Source organism: Mucilaginibacter sp. CAU 1740 (assembly GCF_039839285.1).
Taxonomy (GTDB): Bacteria; Bacteroidota; Bacteroidia; order Sphingobacteriales; family Sphingobacteriaceae; genus Mucilaginibacter.
The window spans coordinates 1-23,633 of sequence record NZ_JBDOQS010000002.1 but is presented as its reverse complement, the minus strand read 5'-3'; the positions used below and the strand labels follow the sequence as shown (position 1 = coordinate 23,633).

The window sequence follows — 23,633 nt, the reverse complement described above, 5'->3', positions numbered from 1 at the left end:
ATTTAGCAATATAGCTAACAACAGCATTCCTGATAAAAAACCTTACTCCTAATAGGAATAAATAGGAAAATATTTTTCGTTTAGAGTTAATTAATTACCTATCGCTACAGATTAAGAAAATAGCTATTGATTAAAACCAAGGGGAAACTATTCCCCAAATCGGGTAAATTATAATTAATAATTAAGCCCCACTTTGTTTTCATTTTCGCAATAAAACCCCAAATCCGGGCCCTCGGTTTTAACGTAAGTATCTTATTACGTGATTTTTCGTAGTTTAATGCCGTTTTTATTGAATTAGCATCATTATTGCAAATGATGTTCCTAAAACCTATTGATTTTGAAAACACAATTACTCCGTGTATTGCTTGCCGGCTTTCTGCTATGCCTGGTTAATGCTGTTTCTGCCCAGGAAACGAGTGATAATGCTACATACTATTACAACAACTTCGAGACAGCCACAGCCGGTAATATAACAACTTTAGGAGCAATAGGCGTTGGTAACGCCGCACGCACAAGTTTAATAACCACTATTGATGCTTCAACTACTTCGCCGCTTAACGGATCAGTAAGTTTACGCTCTGCTTCACCTGCTACCAATGGGGTTAGCGCTATCCGCTGGGATTTTGTAGGCAGCGGCGCGTTGGGTAGCGTTGATCTTACACAAAACGATTTTGAGTGGAACTTCATCTACAAACAAAACAGCACCTCAAGCCCTGATGATCCGGATGTAATGGCCACAGGCAATAATAGCTGGCGTTACTGGCTGGTTGCCAATAATTACACCACCAATAACATGCAGGGTATATACATTACGCATACTGGTACTTCATTAAGCTTAAGGTACAGGTATGATGCAGGCTCAACTGCAGGCCATTACAATGAGTTGCTCAATGCCCCTATGGCTAATGATCAGCAAACGTACATGATCAAAGTGCAACGTCTTAAAGACGGCCGTTGGGCTATTTATAAGGATGTTTTTGTTGCCGGCATGACTACAGCCAAAACCCTGGTTGCATCAAGTACCAGTAATACAGGCAGTGGTTACAGCACCTACTATTACTCATACCTGGAATCTACCACAACAGCAGCCGGTCGTTTTCAGTGGGATAATTTTGATATGTACACCCGCGTGCTCCAGTTTGACGCCACAGGTGTAAACGGCGTTGCCAACAACGTAACACAACCTGCATATTATCCCAACGAAAATGTGATAGTATATGGCATGAAAATTACCGCGAGGGGTAACTTTTTGATCAATCAATTGGTAATGAATACCTCGGGCGCTGGCTTTGAAGCATATTTTAACGGTTCGGGCAGCCTGTACAGATCTGACGATTCCTTTTACTCCACATCATCCGATCTGCTTTTAGGTTCGGTAACTTACACCGGAAACGCTGTACAAAATTATAGCGTAGGCGATTTGATTGCCAGTTCGGGAAATACCAACGGCACTTACTCTGTACCGGGATATTACTTTTATACGGGTACTGTTAAATCATCACCTCTTAATTATGGCAATACACCTTACGGTACTATAACATTTACCACCGTAAATACTTTAACAGGTAATGGTAACAGTTCGGGTATAACCTATACCAACACACCATCAAATGGTAACGTGATCACCTTTGTTGGCGCAGCTCCTCCTGCGGCTCCTACTGCTTCGGCAGTGTCACGTTGCGGGGCTGGTCAGGTTACTTTAACTGCAAGTGGAGGATCGCCCTCGGGTGGTACTTATAGCTGGTACACCGCTGCAAGCGGTGGTACCGCTGTTGCAACAGGTGCAACTTATTCGCCTACTATTGTAACTACAAAAACCTATTATGTAACATACACTTCGGGTGGTAGCGAAAGCGCCCGTACAGCGGTAACGGCAACTATCAATCCTATAGTTACTTCGCCATTAACTAACGCCGCGTTTTCGTATTCATTTAGCGGCAATACCAAAGATATTTCCGGAAATCAGAATGATGGTGTGCCGCAAAACAGCCCTACAGCAACAACCGATAGGTACGGCTTTACCAACAGCGCCTACAGCTTTAACGGTACCAGCCAGTGGATGTCGTCAACAACACAAATTGCAGGCCCGTCAACATTCACTATGAGTGTATGGTTCAAAACCACCACAACAACAGGTGGTAAATTATTGAGCTTTAGCGATGGTCAAAACGTTTCGGCACAGGGAGGGTATGACCGTCACCTGTATATGACCAATAGCGGTCAGTTGATTTTTGGTGTTTACAATGGCGGCGCAAGAACCATTACTTCGCCATCAACCACCCCTTATAATGATGGCAACTGGCACCACGTGGTAGTAACCCTTGGTAGTACATCTGGTATGGTAATGTATGTAGATAATACATCGGTTGCCAGCTCATCAACTTACTACGCTCCAGAAACAAGAAATGGTTACTGGAAAATAGGCTATGATGAAATAGGTGGTGTTTGGCCAAACGCGCCAAGCAGCTGGTATTTTAATGGTACCATTGACGATGTTGCTGTATATAATTCAGAGCTTACAAGCACAGTTGTAAGCAACCTCAATGATGTTAACCAAATAGGCGCTTACGCACCGGTTTGCGCCGGAAGCCCGCTTAGCATTTACGCGCCAACCATTACCGGTGCTACCTTCACCTGGACACCGCCAAGCGGATCAACCGTTACAGGTAATCCCGGCGTATTTTCAAGCGCGGTTGCGGGTGCATACACATTAACGGTAACAGGCGGGCCTGGCGGCTGTTCATCAACAGCTACTTATACACCTACTGTTAATACAGTACCCGGCAGTAATTTTACAGCTACTACTCCCGTAGTAGTGGGCACAGGTGCCTCAACCGTAACACTTACCAGTACTTACGATGCCACCGCAACTTATGCATGGTCATTTAATGGCGGTACAGCTACAGGCAGCACCCAGGCCGGATATAGCGTTACCTGGGCCACCACCGGTACAAAAACAATAAGCCTTACAGTAACTAAAGGTTCTTGCTCAAGCACCACTACTCAAACGGTTGTGGTTGGCACCGCGGGGCCAACTGTAGCAGGCACCACACTTTGCGGCGCGGGCACAGCTACCTTAACGGTATCAAACCCGGTTGTAGGCGCTACCTATAACTGGTATATAGATAATACCACCACAACAGCATTACAAAGCAGTACTGCAACAAGTTATTCGCCTTTTATTGGTGGTACTACTACGTTATACGTTTCATCTACCATTCTTGGCGTAACCAGCCTGCGTACTGCAGTTACGGTTACAGTAAACCCTAAAGCATCATCATCTATTAACAGCCCAATGCTGAGCTATCCGTTTGAAAGCGGTAGTTTAACAGATTGGTCGGGATTGGGTAATAACGGTACCTTGCAGGGAACTACTTTACCTGTTACCGTTGCAGATAGAAATGGCCTGGCTAACGGCGCTTACAGCTTTAGCGGCACCAATGCAAGCCCTCAGTATATTTCAACTACTACGCAATACATTCCGCTGATTTTCAGCTACAGCATCTGGTTTAAAACTACCACCGCCGGCGGAAAGTTGTTAGGCATTGGTGGTAACCAAACCGGAAGCAACGCTACCCAGGATCGTAACCTTTATATGAACGATGCAGGGCAGCTTTATTACGGTGTTTACAATAGCGGCCAGGTAACCATCAACACCACAGGATCTTACAACGATGGCTTATGGCACCACGTTATTGTTACCGAAGGCCCAACCAATGGTATGTGCCTTTATGTTGATGGTACTTTACGGGCTTCAACCGCTACTTATACTGTTCCACAGCAAATCAACGAGTTTTGGCGCATAGGTGGAGATAGCCTTCAAGGCTGGCCAAGCCGCCCATCAAATGATTATTTTGTGGGTACACTTGATGATATCGCCATTTACAACCATGAACTTACTGCTTCAGAGATCACATCAAACGATATGAACCTGTATAAGTTCTCGGCCCTGTATTGCGCTAACAACCCATTAACTATTACAGCACAAAGCTGGCCTGGTAGTCCAACCTACAGCTGGGTTGATAATGCCAATACAAGCCTTACCGGTACTGGTAACCCGGTTACTTTTAGCAAGGCAACTACCACCAACTATACGTTAACAACTACTACCAATGGTTGTACCCAAAATACAGCTATTGTAACACCAACCATGCAAACCTATACCTGGACAGGTGCTGCAGGTACAACTAACGTTGCTACCGCCAACAACTGGACCAATACCTCAACCGGTATAGCAGGCGTTGCACCGGCGTTAAACGGTACAGAATACATCATTGTACCAACCAACGGATCAAATATATATCCTGTTTTAACCGCCGCCAAAAGCGTTTATACGCTTAATATTGCCAGCGGCGCCAAGCTTGATCTGGGTAGCTATGTTTTAAGTGTTGGTTGTAATATATTTAATAGCGGCACACTTACCAAAGGTACCAGTGCAAGCTTCAACACATCGGCAATAACCTGGAACGGCGCATCTCCAAATACGGCCCAATCATTTACAGGCAACAGTACTGCCGGTTCAACAGATGTTGGTAACATGACAGTTAATAACACTGCTACCAGCGGTGTAGTTACCTTAACCACCGGTAAGCTTGATGTATACAACGTACTAACCCTTACCAGTGGCAGCCTTGTGGTGAGCTCGCCTACCACGCTTACCTTAAAAAGCGTGGCTACGCAAACAGCAACGGTAGCAGCTATCCCATCGGGCTTAAGCATTACTGGTAATGTAAGTGTTGAAAGATATATTGCCGGCGGCTCGGCAAAACGCGGTTATCGCCTGCTTACATCGCCGGTAAATAACGGCAGCGGCATTTTTAGCGTTAACTATCTTATTAACTCGGCCTACGTAACCGGTACAACCAAGGCGGCAGGTGGTTTTGATGTTTCGCCAAACGCCAATAATCCGTCTATTTATTTCTTCAGGGAAAACACTTTAGTATCCAATGTTACCTTTAGCAGTGGTAACTACCGTGGGGTTAACAATATATTAACCGCACCAAACTACGCTTTTGATAACGAATCGGGCACTTTCACTTTGCCAACAGGCAATGGGTACCTCTTCTTTTTCAGGGGCGACAGGAGCGTTGCCGGTATAGCTACCGAAACTGTTGCAAGCTACGCACCTACCGGTACAACTTTCACCACTACCGGTACATTAAATACAGGTAACATTACTGTAAAAAACTGGTACACGCAAAGCACAAGCCTTTTATACTCAACCGCAAGTAATACAGGCGGTAAAAGTGTAACCGGTTATAACCTGGTGGCCAACCCTTATGCAAGCACCATTAACATCGAAAAGTTTAACAGGCAAGCAAGCCAGGCAACATCTTCAATATATGGCAGTGGTTTTCCAAACGAATCGGGCACAACCTTGAGCAGCCCTTTAAAAATCTGGATATTGAACCCTACCACTAAGCAATATGCTACTTACGAACAAAAAAGTACAGCCATAGCCTCTGCCGATACCATATCAAACCAAAATCCTGGTATTTCGAGCGATGGCTTTGCAAGCAATTTAATAGCCTCGGGACAAGGTTTCTTTATCAAGGCCACCGCTACAGGACAAACGATAACCTTCCGTGAGTCGGCAAAAACAAATACACAGCCGTCATCCACAATAACACAGGCAATACTAAGTACGCCTAACAGGCCTGTATTGGCATCTACATCAAAATTTGCAGCCTTTGCAGCTATGCCAACACAGCAACTTGCTGCCGCGGCTGCAAGTAACAGCAATGATGGGGCTGAATCATTATTGAGGTTCAGGCTTATTAAAGACACCATCAACACCGATGCTATAGTAATAGGCTTAAGACCAGATATCACCCCTGCTTTTAACGGAGATAAAGATGCCGAAGACATGGGCGGAAGCGGAGCGCTGGTTAGCTTATCGGCAATGTCGAGCGATAGTGTTAAGGCAACTATCTACCGCAGCCCATATCCGCATAAAGTGAACCAGGTAATCCCGCTATATGCCGATGCTACAGCTTCTGGTGCGTACCAGTTAAAGTTATCGGATGTAAGTAACCTGCCGGCCCTTTATGAGATCTGGCTTAAAGACAGCTTTACAAAAGATTCGGTAGATATTAAAGCAAACACCCTGTATGATTTTAATATTGATAAAGGCAACGCGGCTTCGTTTGGTGGCAATAGGTTAAGCCTTGTTTTACGCCAAAACCCGGCTTTAGGCCTTCGCCTTATTGATTTTACTGCAACCAAGGTAACCATGGGTGCGCAAACTGCCTGGCAGGTTCAAAACGAGGCTAATTACACCTTGTTTACCGTTCAGCGCAGTACAGATAACGGCAAAACATGGAATAACATCAGCGTATCAAAATCAAGCGGATTGGGTACTTACAACTATGTAGATACTAACCCGGCCAATGGCTTAAATAAATACAGGTTGCAGTTAACCGATGTAAACAGCGACATCAGTTTATCGAAAGAGTTGCCACTAATGTACTCAAACACCAATAACAACATTAGCAACAACCAGGTGATGGTTTATCCTAACCCTGCCCGCGAAAGCATCAATGTAAGCATCAAACAGGTTAACTCGTCATTAAATTATAACATCCAGCTAACTAACAGTAGCGGTATCTTATTAAAAAATGTAAATATTACGCAACTTTACTGGCAAAATAACGTAAGTAGCCTGGTACCCGGAACCTACGTAATAAAGGTTGTTGATAATAAGAGTAAAAATTTACTCGGAATAGCTAAATTTGTAAAGTTGTAACAAACGATAAGTGCGCATGATAAAAAAGATATTTTTAACCACGATACTTTTAGTGGTAACCGTTTTAAGCAGTTTTGCACAGTCTTCAGATCCGGGGTTTCCCTGCGATGGTACAGACGGTGATGCTGTTTGCCCGCTTGATACCTGGGTTGTATTATTGGCCTTAGTTGCCTTTGCCATAACGGTAATACATTTATACCGCAAACAAAAATCCATCCAGGCTTAAGCCGGATGGATTTTTTCTTTTTCCCCTCTCGGTTTAGTGTAACCTGGGGTTCCTCCCATTAGATAAAATTGTCATTTCTTGAGTTGTTGCGAAGATCTGCTGCTATGAGCAAGTTCGCGCATTGAGCAAAGGGGATAATCCTTAATATCTACTCATTACAAATTGTAAGATCCATACTTGCACAGTTTTTAAAACTTCATAAATCGTAGAAGCTGTTTAAAATGGTTCGAGAAAACTACCATGTCCGCCGAGCGGCATTGCGAGTGAGTAAAAGCCTAAGCCTCTGAAGGAGACATGACACATCTCCGCCGTCGTGCCGAATTTATTTCGGCATCCCACAGGACAGATCGCCCGCTTTGCTTAGCATGATTACTTAGCAAGTGGGATGCTGAAACAAGTTCAGCACGACCTTGTTTAATTATGTCATGGGTAGGCACGAAGCAATCCCCGACTGTACGGAGGAGGACAAGCGGCTATCCAGGTCACCTCAGTCACCGTAAATTGCATGCGGGAGACGCAAGTAAAAACAATCAAATTTAAAAAGCTTCTTAGCAATTCTATTAAATGAAAAAACCTCCGTACACTAAGCGCGGAGGTTTTTTCATTTACTTGTTCTTAATTAAATTCGGGCTAATTAAGCCTTTTTCATTGGCAACTGTTGTTGCTGTACCTGGTTAAGCTGTAGTTGTTCAATAATACCATCAACTACCTTTGGCAATTCTTTCAATGTTTTTTGCGGGTTGTGCAGTTCGCCAACACCAAAACCACGCCATACTAATCTGCGGGTACGGTTATCAACCAAATCGATGATCAGCGTACCTTCTTTATAAGGCACACGGGCATAACCGCCGCCGCCATAACCAAAGCCATAGCCAAAACCACCGTAAGGATAACCCCAGCCCCAGCCGCCATATCCATAAAATGGCCTGCGATAACCCCATCCCCAGCCATAACCAAAGCCAATACCCGGATAGCCCCAGCCGCCATAATACGATGGATAAAACTCAGTTTTCATACCTCGTCCGGTTACGGTTGAGTAGCTTACCAATAAATCGGCATCGCCTTCCTGAAATTTTAGGCCTTTACTTTCCAGCGCCGCTATGGTAGCGTCTTTCACTCTTTCGTCTGCTACTTCTTTTTTCACAACTGCGCCGGCTTTATTGGTCATGGTTGCAGGAGGTAGCCAGGCAAATGTGCGATAAGAAGAGAGATCTGTTTTGTTACGGGCTGCTGTGTAATAATTGTAGCTACTACAAGCCGACAAGGTGGCCAGCAGCAAAAACGCCAACCCTGTATTAATAGATTTTTTCATGACAAATACTCCCTTTAGTTACAACATTAGACTGTGCAGGAAACAAAGGTTTAATTTAGATAAATATTTTATTAAAAAGATGAAGGATTGATGTAGAGAGGCGTGGTATCGATAAACTCTGAAAAGAAATAGATGAAATTTGAAAAGACACAAGAGGGCAAGAATAAAGAGACAAGAAGGAAATCATTTCTTACCCAGGGGCATTCCTAAAATAATTTTTATTAAACCTTACCTGGACAAATTCACCAACTGCGCGTAAACCTTTTCGGTAGGTAAACCCACCACATTGGTGTATGAGCCATTAATGCGCTCAATACCTATTAAACCGATACGCTCCTGGATGCCGTATGATCCCGCTTTATCCAACGGCTGGTATTTATCAACATAGCTGCTGATCTCGATATCGGTAAGCTTCCTGAAAAACACTTCCGATTTATCGTAAAACATATTATACTCCCCTTTGTACAAGAGGCAAACACCTGTAATTACCTCATGTACCCTACCCGATAACCTTTGTAGCATCTCAACCGCGTGGGCAGGTGTTTCAGGTTTACCTAATATCAAACCGTCGATACAAACAATGGTATCGGCAGTAAGTACTACCTCATCATTTATTGATTCGGTATAGGCTTCGGCTTTTTTACGGGCGATGTATAGGGCAACTTCCGGCGGGGTTAAACCATCGGGGTATGATTCATCAACTTCCTTCAACACAACACTAAAATCAATATCCATCAATCTTAGCAGCTCTTGCCGCCTTGGCGATTTTGATGCGAGAATTACGGGTGGAATGGTATTCATGTTGACATTGATTTGGTGTCATTGCGAACGATAGCGCGACATGGCTTGCTATTTAGAGCGGATCAGTTCGCGATTGCTTCGTCGTACCTCCTCGCAATGACATATATTATTTAAAACCTACCAGCTATACGCCTGTTTGCTCATCCATTTATCCTGTACTTTGAGCACTTTTTCGATGATATCGCGGGCACAGCCTTTTCCGCCGCCGTAGGGAGATACGTAAGCGCTTACGGCTTTGATCTCTTCAACAGCATCGGCAGGGCAAACCGGTAGTCCGGCAAGTTTCATCACTTCCAGGTCGGGAATATCATCGCCCATGTATAGTACATTGGTAGCTATGATACTTTTTTCTTCAAGATAGATCTTGAACCTTTGCGATTTGGTATGTGTACCCATATAAACATCCTGAATGCCCAGGCTGTTTAAACGGTAGATAGCGCTTTTTGAACGGCTGCCCGATATGGCGCAAACATTATAACCGCATTTAACGGCCAGTTGCAGCGCGTATCCATCCTTAATATTGAAAGCACGGCTTTGCTCGCCTGTTTCGGTAACAAATACCGACCCATCGGTCAATACGCCATCCACATCAAAAATAAGGGTGGTAATATCTTTTAATTTATTCAGGAACGATTCCATTTGTTTTTTGGGATTACACCGATTGTTTTTTGATTACACCGATTTATTTCGCTTACAGAATTGATTTAAATCGTGCTAACTGCAACTGCTGCTGCCACTAACAATCTGCTACTGCAACTAAAGCAAACCGCCAACTCAAAACTGCAAACTGAAACAACTATTGGTTATCTCTCCACTCGTAAACCCAGGCCGATTGGATCTGCTCCAGGTGGCCTTCGTTTGATTCGGCACGGGTGCCGGCGAAATTTGGCAGGCTCAATACCCACTCCAAAAGTTCGGTAAAGCGGATGCGGTATATTTTTGATTCGTCGAAATCGTCACCAAACTTTTCGTAAAGCTCAATGGCAATATCTTCGTAGTCATTCCAGTGAATTGGTAAGGCAAATTTATTATCGCTCATTTTAGTTGATTTTACGTATTACCCCGATTACGTTAATACGATGCAAGTTATACGTTTTATTTAGTGTTTTAAAGGGATTGCTGCAATTTAGTGGCCTAAAAACTGCGATTGATCTGGCAAAGTAACTTCGATATCGCCATCAACTATCACGCATTGGCAACCCAGGCGCGAGTTGATGCGCGGGTTAACCGCCCTATCGATAAAATCCTCTTCCTTATCAGATATCTCCTGGATGTTATCCTCTCCCTTATTTACGTAAACATGGCAGGTGCTGCACCCACAAACACCGCCGCAATTGTGCTGTAACTCGATGCCGTTTTCGAGGCATACGTCTAATACAGATTCTCCTTCGGCTATAGGCAGTTCAATACTTTCGTGCCCTTTTTCCTCAAAGTTGACCTTTATTTTATAAATGTTCATTTAGGCAAAAGTAACAAAATTACCCGTTTGCAGTAACGTCATTATTGTTTTTGATAATACCCTGACTTAATAAAGTATAAATATCTTGTAGCTGAGGCATATCGCTCAGCATTTGCAGATGCGCAGCCATAGTACCGCCATCATTACGCACCGCAGGCCCGGTTTGTACATCCCCTGGCACCTGCTCCTGAACCTTCTGGGCAGTCTCTAATATCAGGGGGCGCAACATATCAAAACCCATTTGGTGTTGGGCCAAAAGCTGCTGCGCCACACCATAAAGATAATTAGGAAAATTACATGCAAACACAGCGGCAAGGTGCAATACTTTGCGCTGGGCAGAGTCTACAGTATATACATTATTGCTGACAGTATAAGCAAGCTCCTTTAGTTGGCCAAGAATATCATCATTGCCCCCCTCCAAACAAAGCGGTACGTCCCTGAAATTAACCTCACGTACTTTGCTAAACGTTTGCAGAGGATAAAAAACACCGGCATTAGGTGTAACAGCCAGCAAAATATCCAAACCGGTAGCCCCGGAAGTATGCACTATTAATTTATTGTGAACGGCCAGCGTTTTGGCAACATCTGCAATGGCATCGTCTTTCAGAGAGATCACAAACAGATCGGTTTCATTGCTGATCAGCTCAAGTTTATCAACGGCTTCGGCACCAACGTGATAGGCTAACAGCCAGGCGTTTTGCAGATCGCGACTGTACACCTGCACAATGCGGTGCCCGGCATTTTTAAATGCCGCGGCCATGTGGGTAGCCACATTACCCGAGCCTATTATTGTTATGCGCATATTAATTTTACAATTAATGATTTTATTAACTACCTGTGATATAAATATTTGTGTACTTTAGGCACTAACATCTACTACCGCATGAAAATACTTAAAGTAAGCATAATAATTGTGCTGTTTCTTGTTAGTGCCGCGTCATTAATAATGTATAGCTTTTATCGGTACAATAATAAAGAAACCCGTACCCTTACCGATGCCGACCGTAAAAAGATTAGCGGTAGTTTTATTAAATTAAGCCAGGGCATAACACACTATGAGCTTGGCGGTCCCGAAAACGGGCAGCCAATTGTGCTTGTTCACGGCTTTAGCGTACCCTATTACATTTGGGACCCCACCTATGATTTTTTGGTAAAACAAGGTTACCGGGTATTGCGCTATGATATGTACGGTCGCGGGTACTCAGACAGACCAAAGGTAGCCTACACCCAGGATTTTTATAACTCCCAGTTGCTTGAACTTTTACAACAACTTAAGCTGCAAGGCAAGGTAACGCTGGCAGGTATCTCATTCGGAGGAGCGGTAGTAACCAATTTTAGCTGCGCCCACCCAGACTTGGTAAATAAAGTAATATTGATCGATCCGGCTTATGATATGAAAAAGCCTGCCGCGCCTCAATATTTTACGCTATACAACGAAGCCGTAAACTCGGACGAACGTGTAAAAGGCCAGATGGACGATTTCAGATACCCCAAACAACACCCCAACTGGGCCAAACTTTACAAGCCGCAAATGCGCTACGAGGGGTTCCGCAACGCTTTGATATCTACCCTGTACAACTACAATAACAATGGCCGGGCAAGCAATGCCTGCCTCAATAGCACAAACAAACCTGTTTTACTGATATGGGGCAAGTTTGACAAAACCGTTCCACCGCGCTTTAGTGATTCAATACGAAGTGTTTTAAAAACGGATTTCTTCCAGGTTGATGATGCGGCACATTTGCCTATGATTGAGAAGGCGGATACGGTTAATGCTAAGATCTTATCGTTTTTGAAAGCATAGTTTTATGCCTTTTCAGCCCAATCAATTCCCTCAGCTAACTCAGCCCTGCTAAATTCAATATGCATCACCCTCCTCTTTTTATTGTTAGAGGTTCGGCCGGAAGCATGCATTAGCAAAGGCTTCATGACCATCATCCCTCCCGCTGATACATTGCAACTAATGGAGGTTACGCTTTCATGATCTATAGTTTCGGGGCGAATAACACCTTTTAAATGCGAACCGGGGATAACCTTTAAAGCACCATTGCCCTCGTCAGTATCATCCAAATGAACGCGGATGGTGAAATTATCTTCGAGGATACCTAAAGGTGGTTGCACCGCGAATTGGTTATGCTTCACCGTCCATGGGCCGTAGCCGCCTATCTCAGCTTTTTTATCTACCGAGATGGTCAGGTCTTGGTGCCAGGCTACAAACCAGTTGGATAAGGCGGGCTTATCAAAGTAAATAGATTTCACCGCAAAATAACCATCGCCCAATAATTGCTTCAGGAAAAGGTTAAGCTTATCAGTAAAAATTAAGGAAGATACAGAAGGAATAGCTTTCAGGAATTGCCTGATAGCAAACAGATCGTCCGTTTGCCTAAACAGCGGACCGGTTTTATCGGCGCTTTCAATCGCCTTTAAAATGTTATTTACTTCAGCATCAGTATAAATATCATTAACAACGGTGAAACCATCATTAGCGATCTTATACTGATGCTGCGTAACATCCATTTAACAAAAGTTAAACAGTTTTAAGCTCTTTATTACGCCTTTGGATCGACAATAGGAAGCCGATAACCATGATAATCGACCCGCTCCAAAAGAAGTTGATATACGGAAAGGCAATGGCGCGCATCACTATCCAAGGCTTTTTGTTTTTAGGCTGCTGGTAAACGGTGATCTCCATCTTTTTGCTTTCAGGAATGATCCTCGAAAAACGGAGTTTCAAGCCTGCATCATCAACCTTACGGGCAAAATCAAATACGTTACCATCTTTGATCATAAATACCGGCTCGGCAGTGTAAACCGTATTATTGGCATGAACCTCTAAATTAGCGCCGATGGCTACATCGTTAGGCCCAACTTTAATATTTTGAACACTAACCTGTTTATTGATCGATTTCAGGATCATGAAACCATCACGGTAACGGATGGTATCGCCAACGGCTACTTCGTGGGCTACAGGTTCGTCGTAGTTTTTATCGTCGTTACCTTCATCGTGCGCTGCTTCACCGCCTTGCATGTTAAAGCCTTCGCTTGGTACTGCTGTGATGTGGGTGTATAAGTCGCTGGTTAAATAATGTTTAGTATCTGGCGATGAGGCAAAACCTGCTTCGCGACTGGCTTGTACCTTTGGTTTCAGCACAAAGTTTTCAAGCACTTTGCCATTGGCGTCAAAGCGTTTATAATCTACTTTGTAAAAATGGCTTGGAGTTGATATCGAATCGCCCAGGTATGTAATGGTATAATCACCCATTTTTACCGGAACGTTTTTGTATATCATGATGTTTTCTTTCACGTTACCAGCTTTCGCATCGAAGCCTTGTACGGCAAGCTCGCCGCTCGCGTTTTGCGAAACTACTTTGCTGGTACCAGCGGCTATTACCGCGCCGATAAGCAGGAAGCCGAAACCTAAGTGAGCTACAGCAGCACCCGCCAGTTTAAATTTACCTTTAAAGGCATCAACCAAAACCTTGGCGTTGGCCACTACCGAATAAACCGAGCCACACATCACCAACATAAATACCATGTTTAGCTTGTATACGCCGGTAACCGTTACTATTAAAGCAGTGATTAGGATAGCGAATAAGAAGTAAACACCTGTAGTGATAAAAAAACGGGTAATATCAGTTTTCTTGTATTTTAAAAATTGTGTAAAGCCTGTAAGTACGGTAACCACAAAGGCAAATGCCGATTGGATCACGTTGTAATGCTTAACAGCATCGGCAGGTGGCGCTATCTTGGTACCGAACATGGCGTTCCATACCGGCACCGAGGTAACCACAATTAGGTGGAAGCACGACAAAGCCAAAAACACCGAACCAACAAACATCCAAAACTCGCGCGAGTAGGTTTCTTCGTCCTTTTTGGTGATAGGCAATTCTTTCCATCTCCATATCAAAATACCGATGGTAATAGCTAGGAATATCAAGATACCGATAACCAGCTGCCAGAACATGCCCAGATCGGTAAAGGCGTGCACCGAGCTTTCGCCCAGGATACCGCTTCGTGATAGGAACGAGGTGTACCAAACCAGCACAAAGCTGATCAGCACTAAAAATGTAGCTGTGAAATATGAGTGACCGCTGTTTTTAAATACGATGAGCACGTGTAATGCGGCAACAATGGTTATCCATGGAAAAATAGAACCGTTCTCTACCGGGTCCCAAGCCCAAAAGCCGCCAAAGTTTAACGACTCATAAGCCCAGAACGAACCCATGATAACCCCTGTGCCCAATATCATCGAACCAAATAAGGTATATGATATGGCAGGTTGTACCCACTCTTTATAACGTTTTTGCCAAAGGCCTGCTACCGCGTATGCAAAAGGCACAACCAACGATGCAAAGCCTAAAAACAAGGTAGGCGGGTGAATGATCATCCAGTAGTTTTGCAGGGATGGATTCATGCCCTGTCCGTCTTTTATAAAATCGAGATAGTTTGGCTGCGAGAAAATAGGTGCTTCGATACCCGAATTACGCAACAGCAAAAACGGCGAACTACCTATCCGTGTACCAAAAATATCGATACCCAAAACCATTGTAGCTAAGATCACCTGCGACAGGGCTACAACCGTCATTACCGGGCGCTCCCACGATTTTGCTTTAACTATTAACAGGTTACCTAAAACTGCCTGCCAAAAAGCAAACAGCAAAAAGCCACCCTCCTGTCCGTTCCAGAAACCCGAAACGAGGTAATAAACAGGCAAGGAACGCGAGGTGTACGACCAGGCGTAGTGATATTCGAAATAATGATTGTAAAGGATATAGAACAGGCAAATGCCCATTCCTAAAATACCAACTGAATTAACAATAAAGCCAATGCGGCCTAAACGCTGCCAGCTGCTGTTCAGCTTTCCGGCATCATCGGTAGTAGCAAAGTAATAGCTTAAAAATGACAGCAGGGCTGCGCCAAACGAAAGAACGATAAAAAACTGGCCGATCTGCCCTGGTAGAAGGTGCTCGCCCTTAAATACTGTATTCATCAAAAATGGTTAAATGCTGGCTTGTTTAGCCTTTACTTCGGTAACGTCTAATTTATCCTGGGTGTATTTAGATGGGCATTTCATCAGGATCTTGCTGGCGTGAAACTCGTTGCCAACCATCTGGCCGGTAACTACCAATTGCTCCGAACGCTCAAAATCTTCAGGCTTGGTACTGTTGATGATCACCTTGCGCTCTTCGCCTTTGTTATCATTCATGTAAAACGAAAAATAGTTGGCATCCTTGGTGGCATCATAAACCAGTTCTTTCTTTTTGTTAAGGTGCCCGATAATATGTAACTCGGTACCCGAAGCCTGCGCCTCGGCAAATGTTGCGTAGGTACTTGAACTGGAATAAACACTTATGATAACTGCTATAGCCACGGCTATAACCACCAAACCAAAAATCGCGCTCTTTTTCATTTACGGTTTATATAATTAAAATCGATTTGCAAAAATACAAAACATGAAGCGAAATATGTTTATTACAAGACATATGTATTATTTAGAATCGTTCTTGATAGATTTAAGAATTGTCTGAACCGGGATTTGGGGTGAATTGGCGGGATGGATGGACAGGATTTTCGTCTGAACCGGGATTTAAGGGGATTTTTGGGATTTATGGGATTTTCTCACCAGCGGTCGTGTCTTCACGACCGTATGCAGGCGTTTTTGTCTGAACTCGAATTTGGGGAAATTATTAGAATTTATAGAATTTTCATTGCCTCCTTATAATCTATTAATCCTATAAATAAGCGTTCAGAAAAAATCAGCGAAATCAACGTAATCATTCTAATCAGCGATTCTGACAATAATAGCGATACCTGCGCGGGCTATCTGCTCATCCTGCACAGGCCTTATCCGTTAGCTAACGGACGGTATCCGCCCCTATCCCTATCGCAAAAATCATACTATTCATTCACTAATCGCGTGCTCTTGATAACATAATAACCAAGCAAGCCTTTATTCATTTTAAGAATAATATACGATGAGTTATCTATATCAGCACTGTCATCAACTAATATCTCTTTATCAAAATCTTTATACCGAATATCAACCGATGCCCTATGTCGCCCTTGCGCGTGTTGCCTGTTTTTTATGGAAAGTTTCATTTCTACATTTCGAAAATCAGCAAAGGTATTATTGATAAATAAAGGAATACCTATAAAAAGTGAACCATACCCCATAAATGCAAAAAAGTAGTTATCTTTCTTTTCCGTAAAAAATATTGCGACCAAACCGCAAACCGCTGCCAGTAATAACGGTACACTATAATTTATCAAAACATTCCGAAAATTAAATACTGAATAGAAAAATGCGAAGGCGCACAACACATACGAGGCTATTAAATATGGCTTAAAAGCCTCTTTAATTTTTCGCCGGGTGCGATTTTTGTTTTTTTGTAGGTCTGAGGCTTTCATTACGAAAGGTAAAGTTAAACAAAAACCAAAACGGGGCGGATTCTTACAAACCCACCCCGTTATATAATAAAACTATTAAAATCCTTAATTATGGCCAGATACCAAGGTTTTGGTACGATACGGCTATTTTATTGATAGCGCCCACCATGGCTGCGTTACGCAAAGTGCCGATATCCGGGTTATTTTTGTAGATCTCCCTGATCTCGTGGTACGAGCGGATCATAGTATCTTCCAAACCCGAATTTACCAGCTCCAGCTCCGAAGCACCTTTAATAATGGTTGAGCGTTGCATAGCGGTTAAAGCTACCCCGGTGATACCTTCAACCATGTTTACCAGGTTAAGGTTGGAGTTTTCCTCAAACCTGCGGTTCATACGGCCAAAGGCTACGTGGCTCAGGTTTTTTAACCATTCGAAGTACGATACCGTTACACCACCGGCATTGGCATACATATCCGGAACGATAAGGCCACCGTTGGCATAAAATATAGCTTCCGCCTCGGGCGATGTTGGGCCGTTTGCGCCTTCAACAATAATTTTTGCCTGAATGTTGCGGATGTTTGCTTCGGTAATCTGATTCTCTAAAGCGGCAGGTACCAGGATATCGCATAGTTGTTCCAGGCCTTCCATCGTATTTTTGAACTCCTGTTTTGCACCGGCATAACCTAAAATAGAACCGGTTGCTTTACGGTGTTGGAAAACAGCTTCGATATCTAAGCCTTCTTCGTTATAAATAGCGCCTTCAAACTCGCAAAGGCCAACTATAATAGCACCCATCTCGCCCAAAAACTTAGCCGAGTAGTAACCTACGTTACCCAAACCTTGCACAATTACCCTTTTACCCGATAAGCCCGGCAGCAGGCCAATTTTCTGCATATCCTCACCAACGCTTACACACTCGCGGGTGGCAATGGCTACACCACGACCGGTTGCTTCCCTCCTGCCGGCAATACCGTGCAGGGCGATAGGTTTACCGGTTACAGCGCCCATGGCATCCAGCTGACCTGGGTTCATGGTGGCATAAGTATCGGCTATCCAGCTCATCTCGCGCTCGCCAGATCCATAGTCAGGGGCAGGTACATCGATGCTTGGGCCAATGAAATTCTTTTTGATCAACTCTACCGTGTAGCGGCGAGTGATATTCTCCAGTTCGCTTACGGTGTAGTTTTTTGGATTTATTTTGATACCGCCTTTAGCGCCGCCGAAGGGCACGTTAACGATGGCACATTTGTAGGTCATGAGGGCGGCAAGGGCCATTACTTCATCCTCGTTCACCATTTCGCTGTAGCGGATACCACCTTTGGTTGGCGATTGGTGGTGCGAATGCTCAACACGCCAGGCGTCAATTACCTCGAAACCATTGCCCCTGCGGATAGGGAAGCGGAAGCGGTAAACGCTGTTGCATGATTTGATCTGATCGAGCAAACCTGCATCGTGTTTGGTGAATTGAGCAGCGTGATCAAAGTTTTTACATACGTCGCCAAAAAAGTGCGTCTCTTGGTCGGCGACTAAAATATTCGTAGCCATAACTATTGTATAAATATTAAATTCTTAAAAAAGTGAGCAAATTTGGTACAATTTTTATCAATATTGCAAATATTTATTAGTTAGTGTGGCCTATACACCATCAACAGCGCTACTAAAAATATGTTTAAACAATTTAAACATACTATTTGAACTACTTTTCGTTTTCGACTTTTTTTAACCTTCGATCGATAGTGAACAGGAAAATAGCCAATCCAACAAAAATTATGGAAATAGTTGCTACAACCACGTAAATTTTTCCCGAGCTGCGCAACGCGTCGGCCATTTCAACTTGTTGGCCTTGCTGTGCGAAAGCAACGGTACAGCACATGATAAGCAACAATACAAGAGATAATTTTTTCATATTAATTTATAGCGTTCTTCTTGTTTTCAACTAAACGGATACGGTAGCGCACAGTGGCTATCCAAAGGGCGATAAAACTCCAGCCCAGCATGGCCGGGTAAAAAGCCACCTTCATGCCGTTATCCAAATCATATTTACCAAAGGCCGGGTTACCGCCACTGCCAGGGTGCAAAGAATCCGTCATGCGGGGCAAAACAAATATCAGCACGATCATGATCGGGAAGGCGAAGATGTTGTAAATAGCCGAGATCTTGGCCCGCTTCTGCTCCTCATCAATCGAGTTACGCAGCACCAGGTAAGCACAGTATAGTAAGAACGCGATGGCCGCACTGTTTTGCTTAGGGTCGCCGCTCCAGAACTCGCCCCAGGTGTATTTGGCCCAAAGCATACCGGTTAACAGGCCGAGGGTATAAAACAACAACCCGGTATTAACACACTCAACCGCGGCCAGGTCATGCTCTTCCTTACCCGTTTGCAGGTATTTAATACTGAAATAAACCGACACCACAAATACCGTAAGCATGCCCATCCACATAGGCACGTGGAAATATAAATTGCGGATAGTTTCGTGAATAATTGGCAACCGTGGCGCTTTAAAAACCAGCCCGGTGTAAAAAGTAGATAATACCAATAAAACGGCTATTACCTTCCACCATGTTTGATAAATAAACTTCATATGATTTGTGGCGGTAAAGGTAAGGAAAAATTGGGGAGTGCGCTGATAGTCTAATCAGAATCAAATTAAGTGACGACCAAGTGACCACCTAATCAAATTATGTATCTTTAAATAAATGATAAGCCTTTATTCACGACATGATATACTGAAACTAAGACTAAACCGATTAATTTGAATCTAGTTATATACTGTTATAGCTTATAAACCTGTTTCTAATCAAATCGCCCCCGACATGGAAAAACCTGCTGTTAAAGAATGAATCTTTTGGAGTTAGTAAATAAATCATCGAACCTTTGTGACCAAAGCCCGGCAGTTTCTACCTCAATTTTAATTTCCTGAAATTTAACACTGGAATGTAATATAGTTGAGGTTGTTGCTGTGTACTCAGCATATTCTTGACATTCAAGTAAGATTGCTTCTAAAACACCTAATAATTTGTTCTTGCGCTGAGTAATTGGTTTGTCTAAGTAAAGTTGTAATTTTTCCCCCAGCACTTCTATTGTTTCTAAAAGCTTATTACCTATTTTAAAACGTTTATTTACAGCCCGTTCTGTATGATTCAAATCCACCACCCCAATGGTTTCAGTACCAACATTAGTTGTACCTATAAATCGGTAATGAGTCAATTTCAAATGGTTGACTGGATTTTCTAAAAATGGGTTGATAATAGGATTCGAAATTACATCATGAGTACTCTTAGCACCATTACATCTTTTACATGATGGTAGTAAATTATCCCAAACCACCACTTTGTCGGGATTATTTTTTTTATCCTCGAAATGTTCGACTTCCATATACTTGCTTTCTTCTCGCAAATCGCATTCACAATAAGCACACTTACCATAACTCAATTCTAAAAGAGGCTCTTTAATTTCATCTATATTCCAAACAGAAGTTTCATGCGTTTTAAAAGTATTAGTTAGAGTGACAACAACACTTGGATTTAAAAATAATGGGGATAAATTCTTTTCGAGCTTAATCATTAGTTACGTTAACAGTTGCTAATTGAAACTTCAATAATTTTTTTAATTCGTTTTGAGGATGCAGCATTTTTTCAAGCCTTAAACATAAATCGCTCGCTAGCTGATGATTTTGAGCGTCAATAGCGCCTTGAAAACTTTGCATTAATTCATTATAAATTTTAGTTCGCGTGTCTTGCATATCCATCACGTCAGTAAGTATTTCCTCTATTGTCCACCCCTGAAAACCATACTCATTACTATACAATTCCTTTCTAACTACCTTATCATCGTCCAATTTCAAAGCAATGACTTGATTTGGCTCTGCAAATTGAATTATATGAGGACTATGTGTAGTAACTATGAATTGAGCGCAAGGAAAAATTTCTGTAAGTACCTTAGATATTTTTTCTTGCCATTCCGGATGAAGATGTAATTCTAGTTCATCTATGAGGATAATGCCGTCGAAATTTGTCGCTTCCAAGCGTTTCTCAACAAATCGATATTCGATTTCTTTAATTATTGCAAAAATAATTGACAAGGATGACTTGAAGCCGGAGGAAAGGTATTCGTAATAAATCGTTCCTGTCGGTGTATTAACAAGAATTTCATTAGATGACGCCTCCACATGGCTAAAAGTAAACTGATCATTCAGCTTAGAAAAAGACTGTTTAGCAAGAGTCAAATTTGCTAATTGTTCAGAGGTTAAAGCTTTTTCGTGAGCGGAATATAAATAGCGATTAACAAACCAATTTTTGACATCGGTTAACTTCACTCCGTATCTTGAATCTTCGTATAATGTATATCCTTCTTTCTTATCGTCTTTTCCTACGGCTTTTAATGGTATATAATCGAAAGTTCGATTTGTTTTCAATACGATTATCTTATCTGAGAAACTATATAGCCCATTAATTTGATTTTGGAACTCTGGTGAAAATCCATCAAAATGAATTCTTGCTTCAACAATATTGTTGTCCACTTCAACCTTACCATATATCTCTCCCTTAGAAAATTTCACATTACGTTTCAATATTTTGGTGCTACCCGAAGTAAAAAGATGGGCAATACTTTCTAGTATTGTTGTTTTTCCTATTCCATTTGGCCCACAAACAATATTCATTTGCTTATCAAATGAAAGTAAGATTTCCGATATCCCTCCAACCGCCTGAATATTAATAGCTTTTATGTGCATTATTAAATAATAAAAAGTAGGAAATGAAATAATTATTTATTTCACAGCTCATTGTTTTTTAAACCTTAAATTCTCAGAGCATAAAATCGACAACTATACACCTAAAAATCAGCCAATTTCCAATCAATAGTTTGCCAAAGAATACAATTAAATCTTGACCAAGATAATTATTTACTGTAATTATCTACAATAATACAAGCAATAATAATCCTCCTCACTGAATACAACGTAATAAGAAATACATTACTTTATAAAATAAGTACATTTAAATTGAACTAATGATTCTTTTTCAATCCCCCGGCTCATAATCCACCGGCAACAAATCCCCTAACTTAGCCTTCGACCATGAGCCTTCATACAGCGGCCCCGGGCTTGATACCACAATGCCGTTCATATCGAAAGCTATAAAATTGGAGTATTTGGTAAGTACGCTGGTTTCGTAGTTGGGCATATCCAGCGGGTGGTAAACATCTTTAAACTCGGTGGTTTCTTCGCGTTTGGTGTACACCACGTATAAAAAATGCGGAAAGGCAACGGCAAAAATGCCGTCCTGAGGAGTTTTGCGCAGGATTTCCATTTCCTGGAAAGGCGTTTTAACCAGGTTTTCGTGAAACCATTTGGTCATGTTGCTCAGCTTGTAATATTTAACCAGCGAATCGCGGGGGCCGTCGCGGTATTTTTTTATGCGTTGGGCCAGTACGGCCTCTTCGGGGCGCTCAGGGTTCAGGTAGCGGGTAAAATCGTGTGCTTCAAAGCCCTCCTGTTTCAGCGTGCCTTTATACAATGAGCGGTAAAAATGCTGTGCCGAACCATAGTAGGCATCCTCGCGCTTTTTCTTCCAGATCTTTTTTTGCTCGGCACTGCCGGTCAGGTTCTCGAACAAGGCACTGCCCGAGTATGATATAGTATGTTCGATGGCATCAAACAAAAAACTCTTCAGTAAAAATTTGGTACGATAGCCCAGGGCCAGGTTTTCAACCACCAAAAACTCATCGCCCGATGCTTCCAGTTGTTGTTTGCCCCTATGGTATATCAGGTTAAGGATATGCGGGTTGGTAACTTTACACTCCTTGCCGTTTTCGGTATTGCCCACAAATTCCTTGCGGAAAAGCTCGTAGTTCTTTTTCCAGTCGGCATTGCTGCTGATCACTACTTCGCGCAGCATTAATACTTTTTGGGTGAGTTCGGCATTAAGTTTCACCGGGTCTTTTCCTGCCTGTACCGTTGTTGTATATTCTTCATAGCCAACGCCGGTAACCACCAGCGTGTACTGACCGGGCTTTACACCGCTCAGGGTAAAAGTGCCATCCTCGGCTGTGGATGTACCGTAGGTAGCGTTATTTAAAAATACGCTTGCATTGGCTACCGGGGCCTTGGTATCGGCCCTTACAACCTTACCGGTAATGGTGTTTGATTGTGCAAGCGCAACCGCCGGAAACAGGAAACAGAAAAGCAGAAACCAATAAAAACGCATTAAATAAAATAAGGGTGTTAATTTTCAAAATATAAAAAAACACATTTTTTATGAACTGAAGATGAAATTCCTAAAGGATATTTATCGGTACTTAATTTTAACCCAATTACTGCCATGATTATGTCAGTGTTCAATTTTTTAAAACGAGGTGTTCAACGTTTTAGAAACATAAAACGCAACTAATTGATTATCAATACGCATTTGTTCAAATTGCCTTACAAAGCAGATTTAACAAATTATAACCATCTGATTATCAGTTGTTCAATTTTATAAAAAAATAACAAGTGTTCCACCTATAAAAAATTGAACACCTGTAAAATGTTTTCTGAACCTTGTATGTGGTATTAGAAGATGAGCAGGATATAAAAAGCCGTCATTGCTGTAAAGGTTAGATAATTCGGTAACAGAATTAGGGATTATTTTTGTTGTTTAGGGTAGCCATATCAATGGGCTTTTTACCATTAATCCCCTGATGTGGCCTTTCCCAGTTATAGT

The 23,633-nt window shown here is 42.5% G+C and carries 18 protein-coding genes and 1 pseudogene; 3 read left to right on the top strand and 16 right to left on the bottom strand.

Going from position 1 to position 23,633, the window contains the following annotated elements:
* Positions 1–337: 337 nt before the first annotated feature.
* Complete coding sequence (locus AAFN85_RS04510) at positions 338–6,745, top strand: LamG-like jellyroll fold domain-containing protein (RefSeq protein ID WP_347525772.1); 6,408 nt, start codon at positions 338–340, stop codon at positions 6,743–6,745.
* 16 nt (positions 6,746–6,761) lie between these two features.
* Positions 6,762–6,971, top strand: a complete 210-nt coding sequence (locus tag AAFN85_RS04505; protein ID WP_347525771.1) for a hypothetical protein — start codon at positions 6,762–6,764, stop codon at positions 6,969–6,971.
* A 634-nt stretch (positions 6,972–7,605) separates the two neighbouring features.
* Here AAFN85_RS04505 and AAFN85_RS04500 read toward each other — a convergent pair.
* The 6 genes from AAFN85_RS04500 to AAFN85_RS04475 all read right to left on the bottom strand — a co-directional run bounded on the left by AAFN85_RS04500 (position 7,606) and on the right by AAFN85_RS04475 (position 11,345).
* Complete coding sequence (locus AAFN85_RS04500) at positions 7,606–8,283, bottom strand: DUF4136 domain-containing protein (protein ID WP_347525770.1); 678 nt, start codon at positions 8,281–8,283, stop codon at positions 7,606–7,608.
* 228 nt (positions 8,284–8,511) lie between these two features.
* Positions 8,512–9,084 carry a Maf family protein gene (locus AAFN85_RS04495; protein ID WP_347525769.1) on the bottom strand — a complete coding sequence of 191 codons (573 nt, stop codon included), beginning with the start codon at positions 9,082–9,084 and terminating at the stop codon, positions 8,512–8,514.
* A 117-nt stretch (positions 9,085–9,201) separates the two neighbouring features.
* Complete coding sequence (locus AAFN85_RS04490) at positions 9,202–9,723, bottom strand: HAD-IIIA family hydrolase (protein WP_347525768.1); 522 nt, start codon at positions 9,721–9,723, stop codon at positions 9,202–9,204.
* 157 nt (positions 9,724–9,880) lie between these two features.
* Positions 9,881–10,123, bottom strand: coding sequence for a Fe-S cluster assembly protein IscX (iscX, locus tag AAFN85_RS04485; protein ID WP_090524422.1), 243 nt, complete (start codon positions 10,121–10,123; stop codon positions 9,881–9,883).
* An 87-nt stretch (positions 10,124–10,210) separates the two neighbouring features.
* On the bottom strand, positions 10,211–10,543 hold the full coding sequence (locus AAFN85_RS04480) for a 2Fe-2S iron-sulfur cluster-binding protein (protein ID WP_347525767.1): 333 nt from the start codon (positions 10,541–10,543) through the stop codon (positions 10,211–10,213).
* Positions 10,544–10,562: 19 nt separating this feature from the next.
* A complete protein-coding gene (locus tag AAFN85_RS04475) occupies positions 10,563–11,345 on the bottom strand; it encodes a Rossmann-like and DUF2520 domain-containing protein (protein WP_347525766.1) in 783 nt (260 codons plus the stop codon).
* An 81-nt stretch (positions 11,346–11,426) separates the two neighbouring features.
* Here AAFN85_RS04475 and AAFN85_RS04470 point away from each other — a divergent pair, with 81 nt between their 5' ends.
* The gene (locus AAFN85_RS04470) at positions 11,427–12,347 is read left to right on the top strand and encodes an alpha/beta hydrolase (protein ID WP_347525765.1); all 921 of its coding nucleotides are present in this window, start codon (positions 11,427–11,429) and stop codon (positions 12,345–12,347) included.
* Between the two features lie 2 nt (positions 12,348–12,349).
* Here AAFN85_RS04470 and AAFN85_RS04465 read toward each other — a convergent pair whose 3' ends face one another.
* The 10 genes and pseudogenes from AAFN85_RS04465 to AAFN85_RS04420 all read right to left on the bottom strand — a co-directional run bounded on the left by AAFN85_RS04465 (position 12,350) and on the right by AAFN85_RS04420 (position 23,138).
* Entirely contained in the window at positions 12,350–13,060 is a 711-nt protein-coding gene (locus tag AAFN85_RS04465; RefSeq protein WP_347525764.1) for a phytanoyl-CoA dioxygenase family protein, read from the bottom strand.
* A 10-nt stretch (positions 13,061–13,070) separates the two neighbouring features.
* Complete coding sequence (gene ccsA / locus AAFN85_RS04460) at positions 13,071–15,533, bottom strand: cytochrome c biogenesis protein CcsA (protein WP_347525763.1); 2,463 nt, start codon at positions 15,531–15,533, stop codon at positions 13,071–13,073.
* A gap of 9 nt (positions 15,534–15,542) precedes the next feature.
* Positions 15,543–15,953: a cytochrome c maturation protein CcmE gene (locus AAFN85_RS04455; protein WP_347525762.1), complete on the bottom strand. Its 411-nt coding sequence runs from the start codon at positions 15,951–15,953 to the stop codon at positions 15,543–15,545.
* 488 nt (positions 15,954–16,441) lie between these two features.
* A complete protein-coding gene (locus tag AAFN85_RS04450) occupies positions 16,442–16,951 on the bottom strand; it encodes a hypothetical protein (RefSeq protein ID WP_347525761.1) in 510 nt (169 codons plus the stop codon).
* 88 nt (positions 16,952–17,039) lie between these two features.
* A complete protein-coding gene (locus AAFN85_RS04445; protein WP_347525760.1) occupies positions 17,040–18,476 on the bottom strand; it encodes a Glu/Leu/Phe/Val dehydrogenase in 1,437 nt (478 codons plus the stop codon).
* Positions 18,477–18,627: 151 nt separating this feature from the next.
* A complete protein-coding gene (locus AAFN85_RS04440; protein WP_347525759.1) occupies positions 18,628–18,837 on the bottom strand; it encodes a CcmD family protein in 210 nt (69 codons plus the stop codon).
* Position 18,838: 1 nt separating this feature from the next.
* A pseudogene (gene ccsA / locus AAFN85_RS04435) lies at positions 18,839–19,522 on the bottom strand (cytochrome c biogenesis protein CcsA); the annotation flags it as partial.
* A 239-nt stretch (positions 19,523–19,761) separates the two neighbouring features.
* Positions 19,762–20,496 carry an HNH endonuclease gene (locus AAFN85_RS04430; RefSeq protein ID WP_347525758.1) on the bottom strand — a complete coding sequence of 245 codons (735 nt, stop codon included), beginning with the start codon at positions 20,494–20,496 and terminating at the stop codon, positions 19,762–19,764.
* Entirely contained in the window at positions 20,489–21,664 is a 1,176-nt protein-coding gene (locus AAFN85_RS04425) for an AAA family ATPase (protein ID WP_347525757.1), read from the bottom strand. Before AAFN85_RS04425 ends, AAFN85_RS04430 begins: the two co-directional genes overlap by 8 nt.
* A 289-nt stretch (positions 21,665–21,953) precedes the next feature.
* A complete protein-coding gene (locus AAFN85_RS04420) occupies positions 21,954–23,138 on the bottom strand; it encodes a carboxypeptidase-like regulatory domain-containing protein (protein WP_347525756.1) in 1,185 nt (394 codons plus the stop codon).
* Positions 23,139–23,633 lie beyond the last annotated feature (495 nt).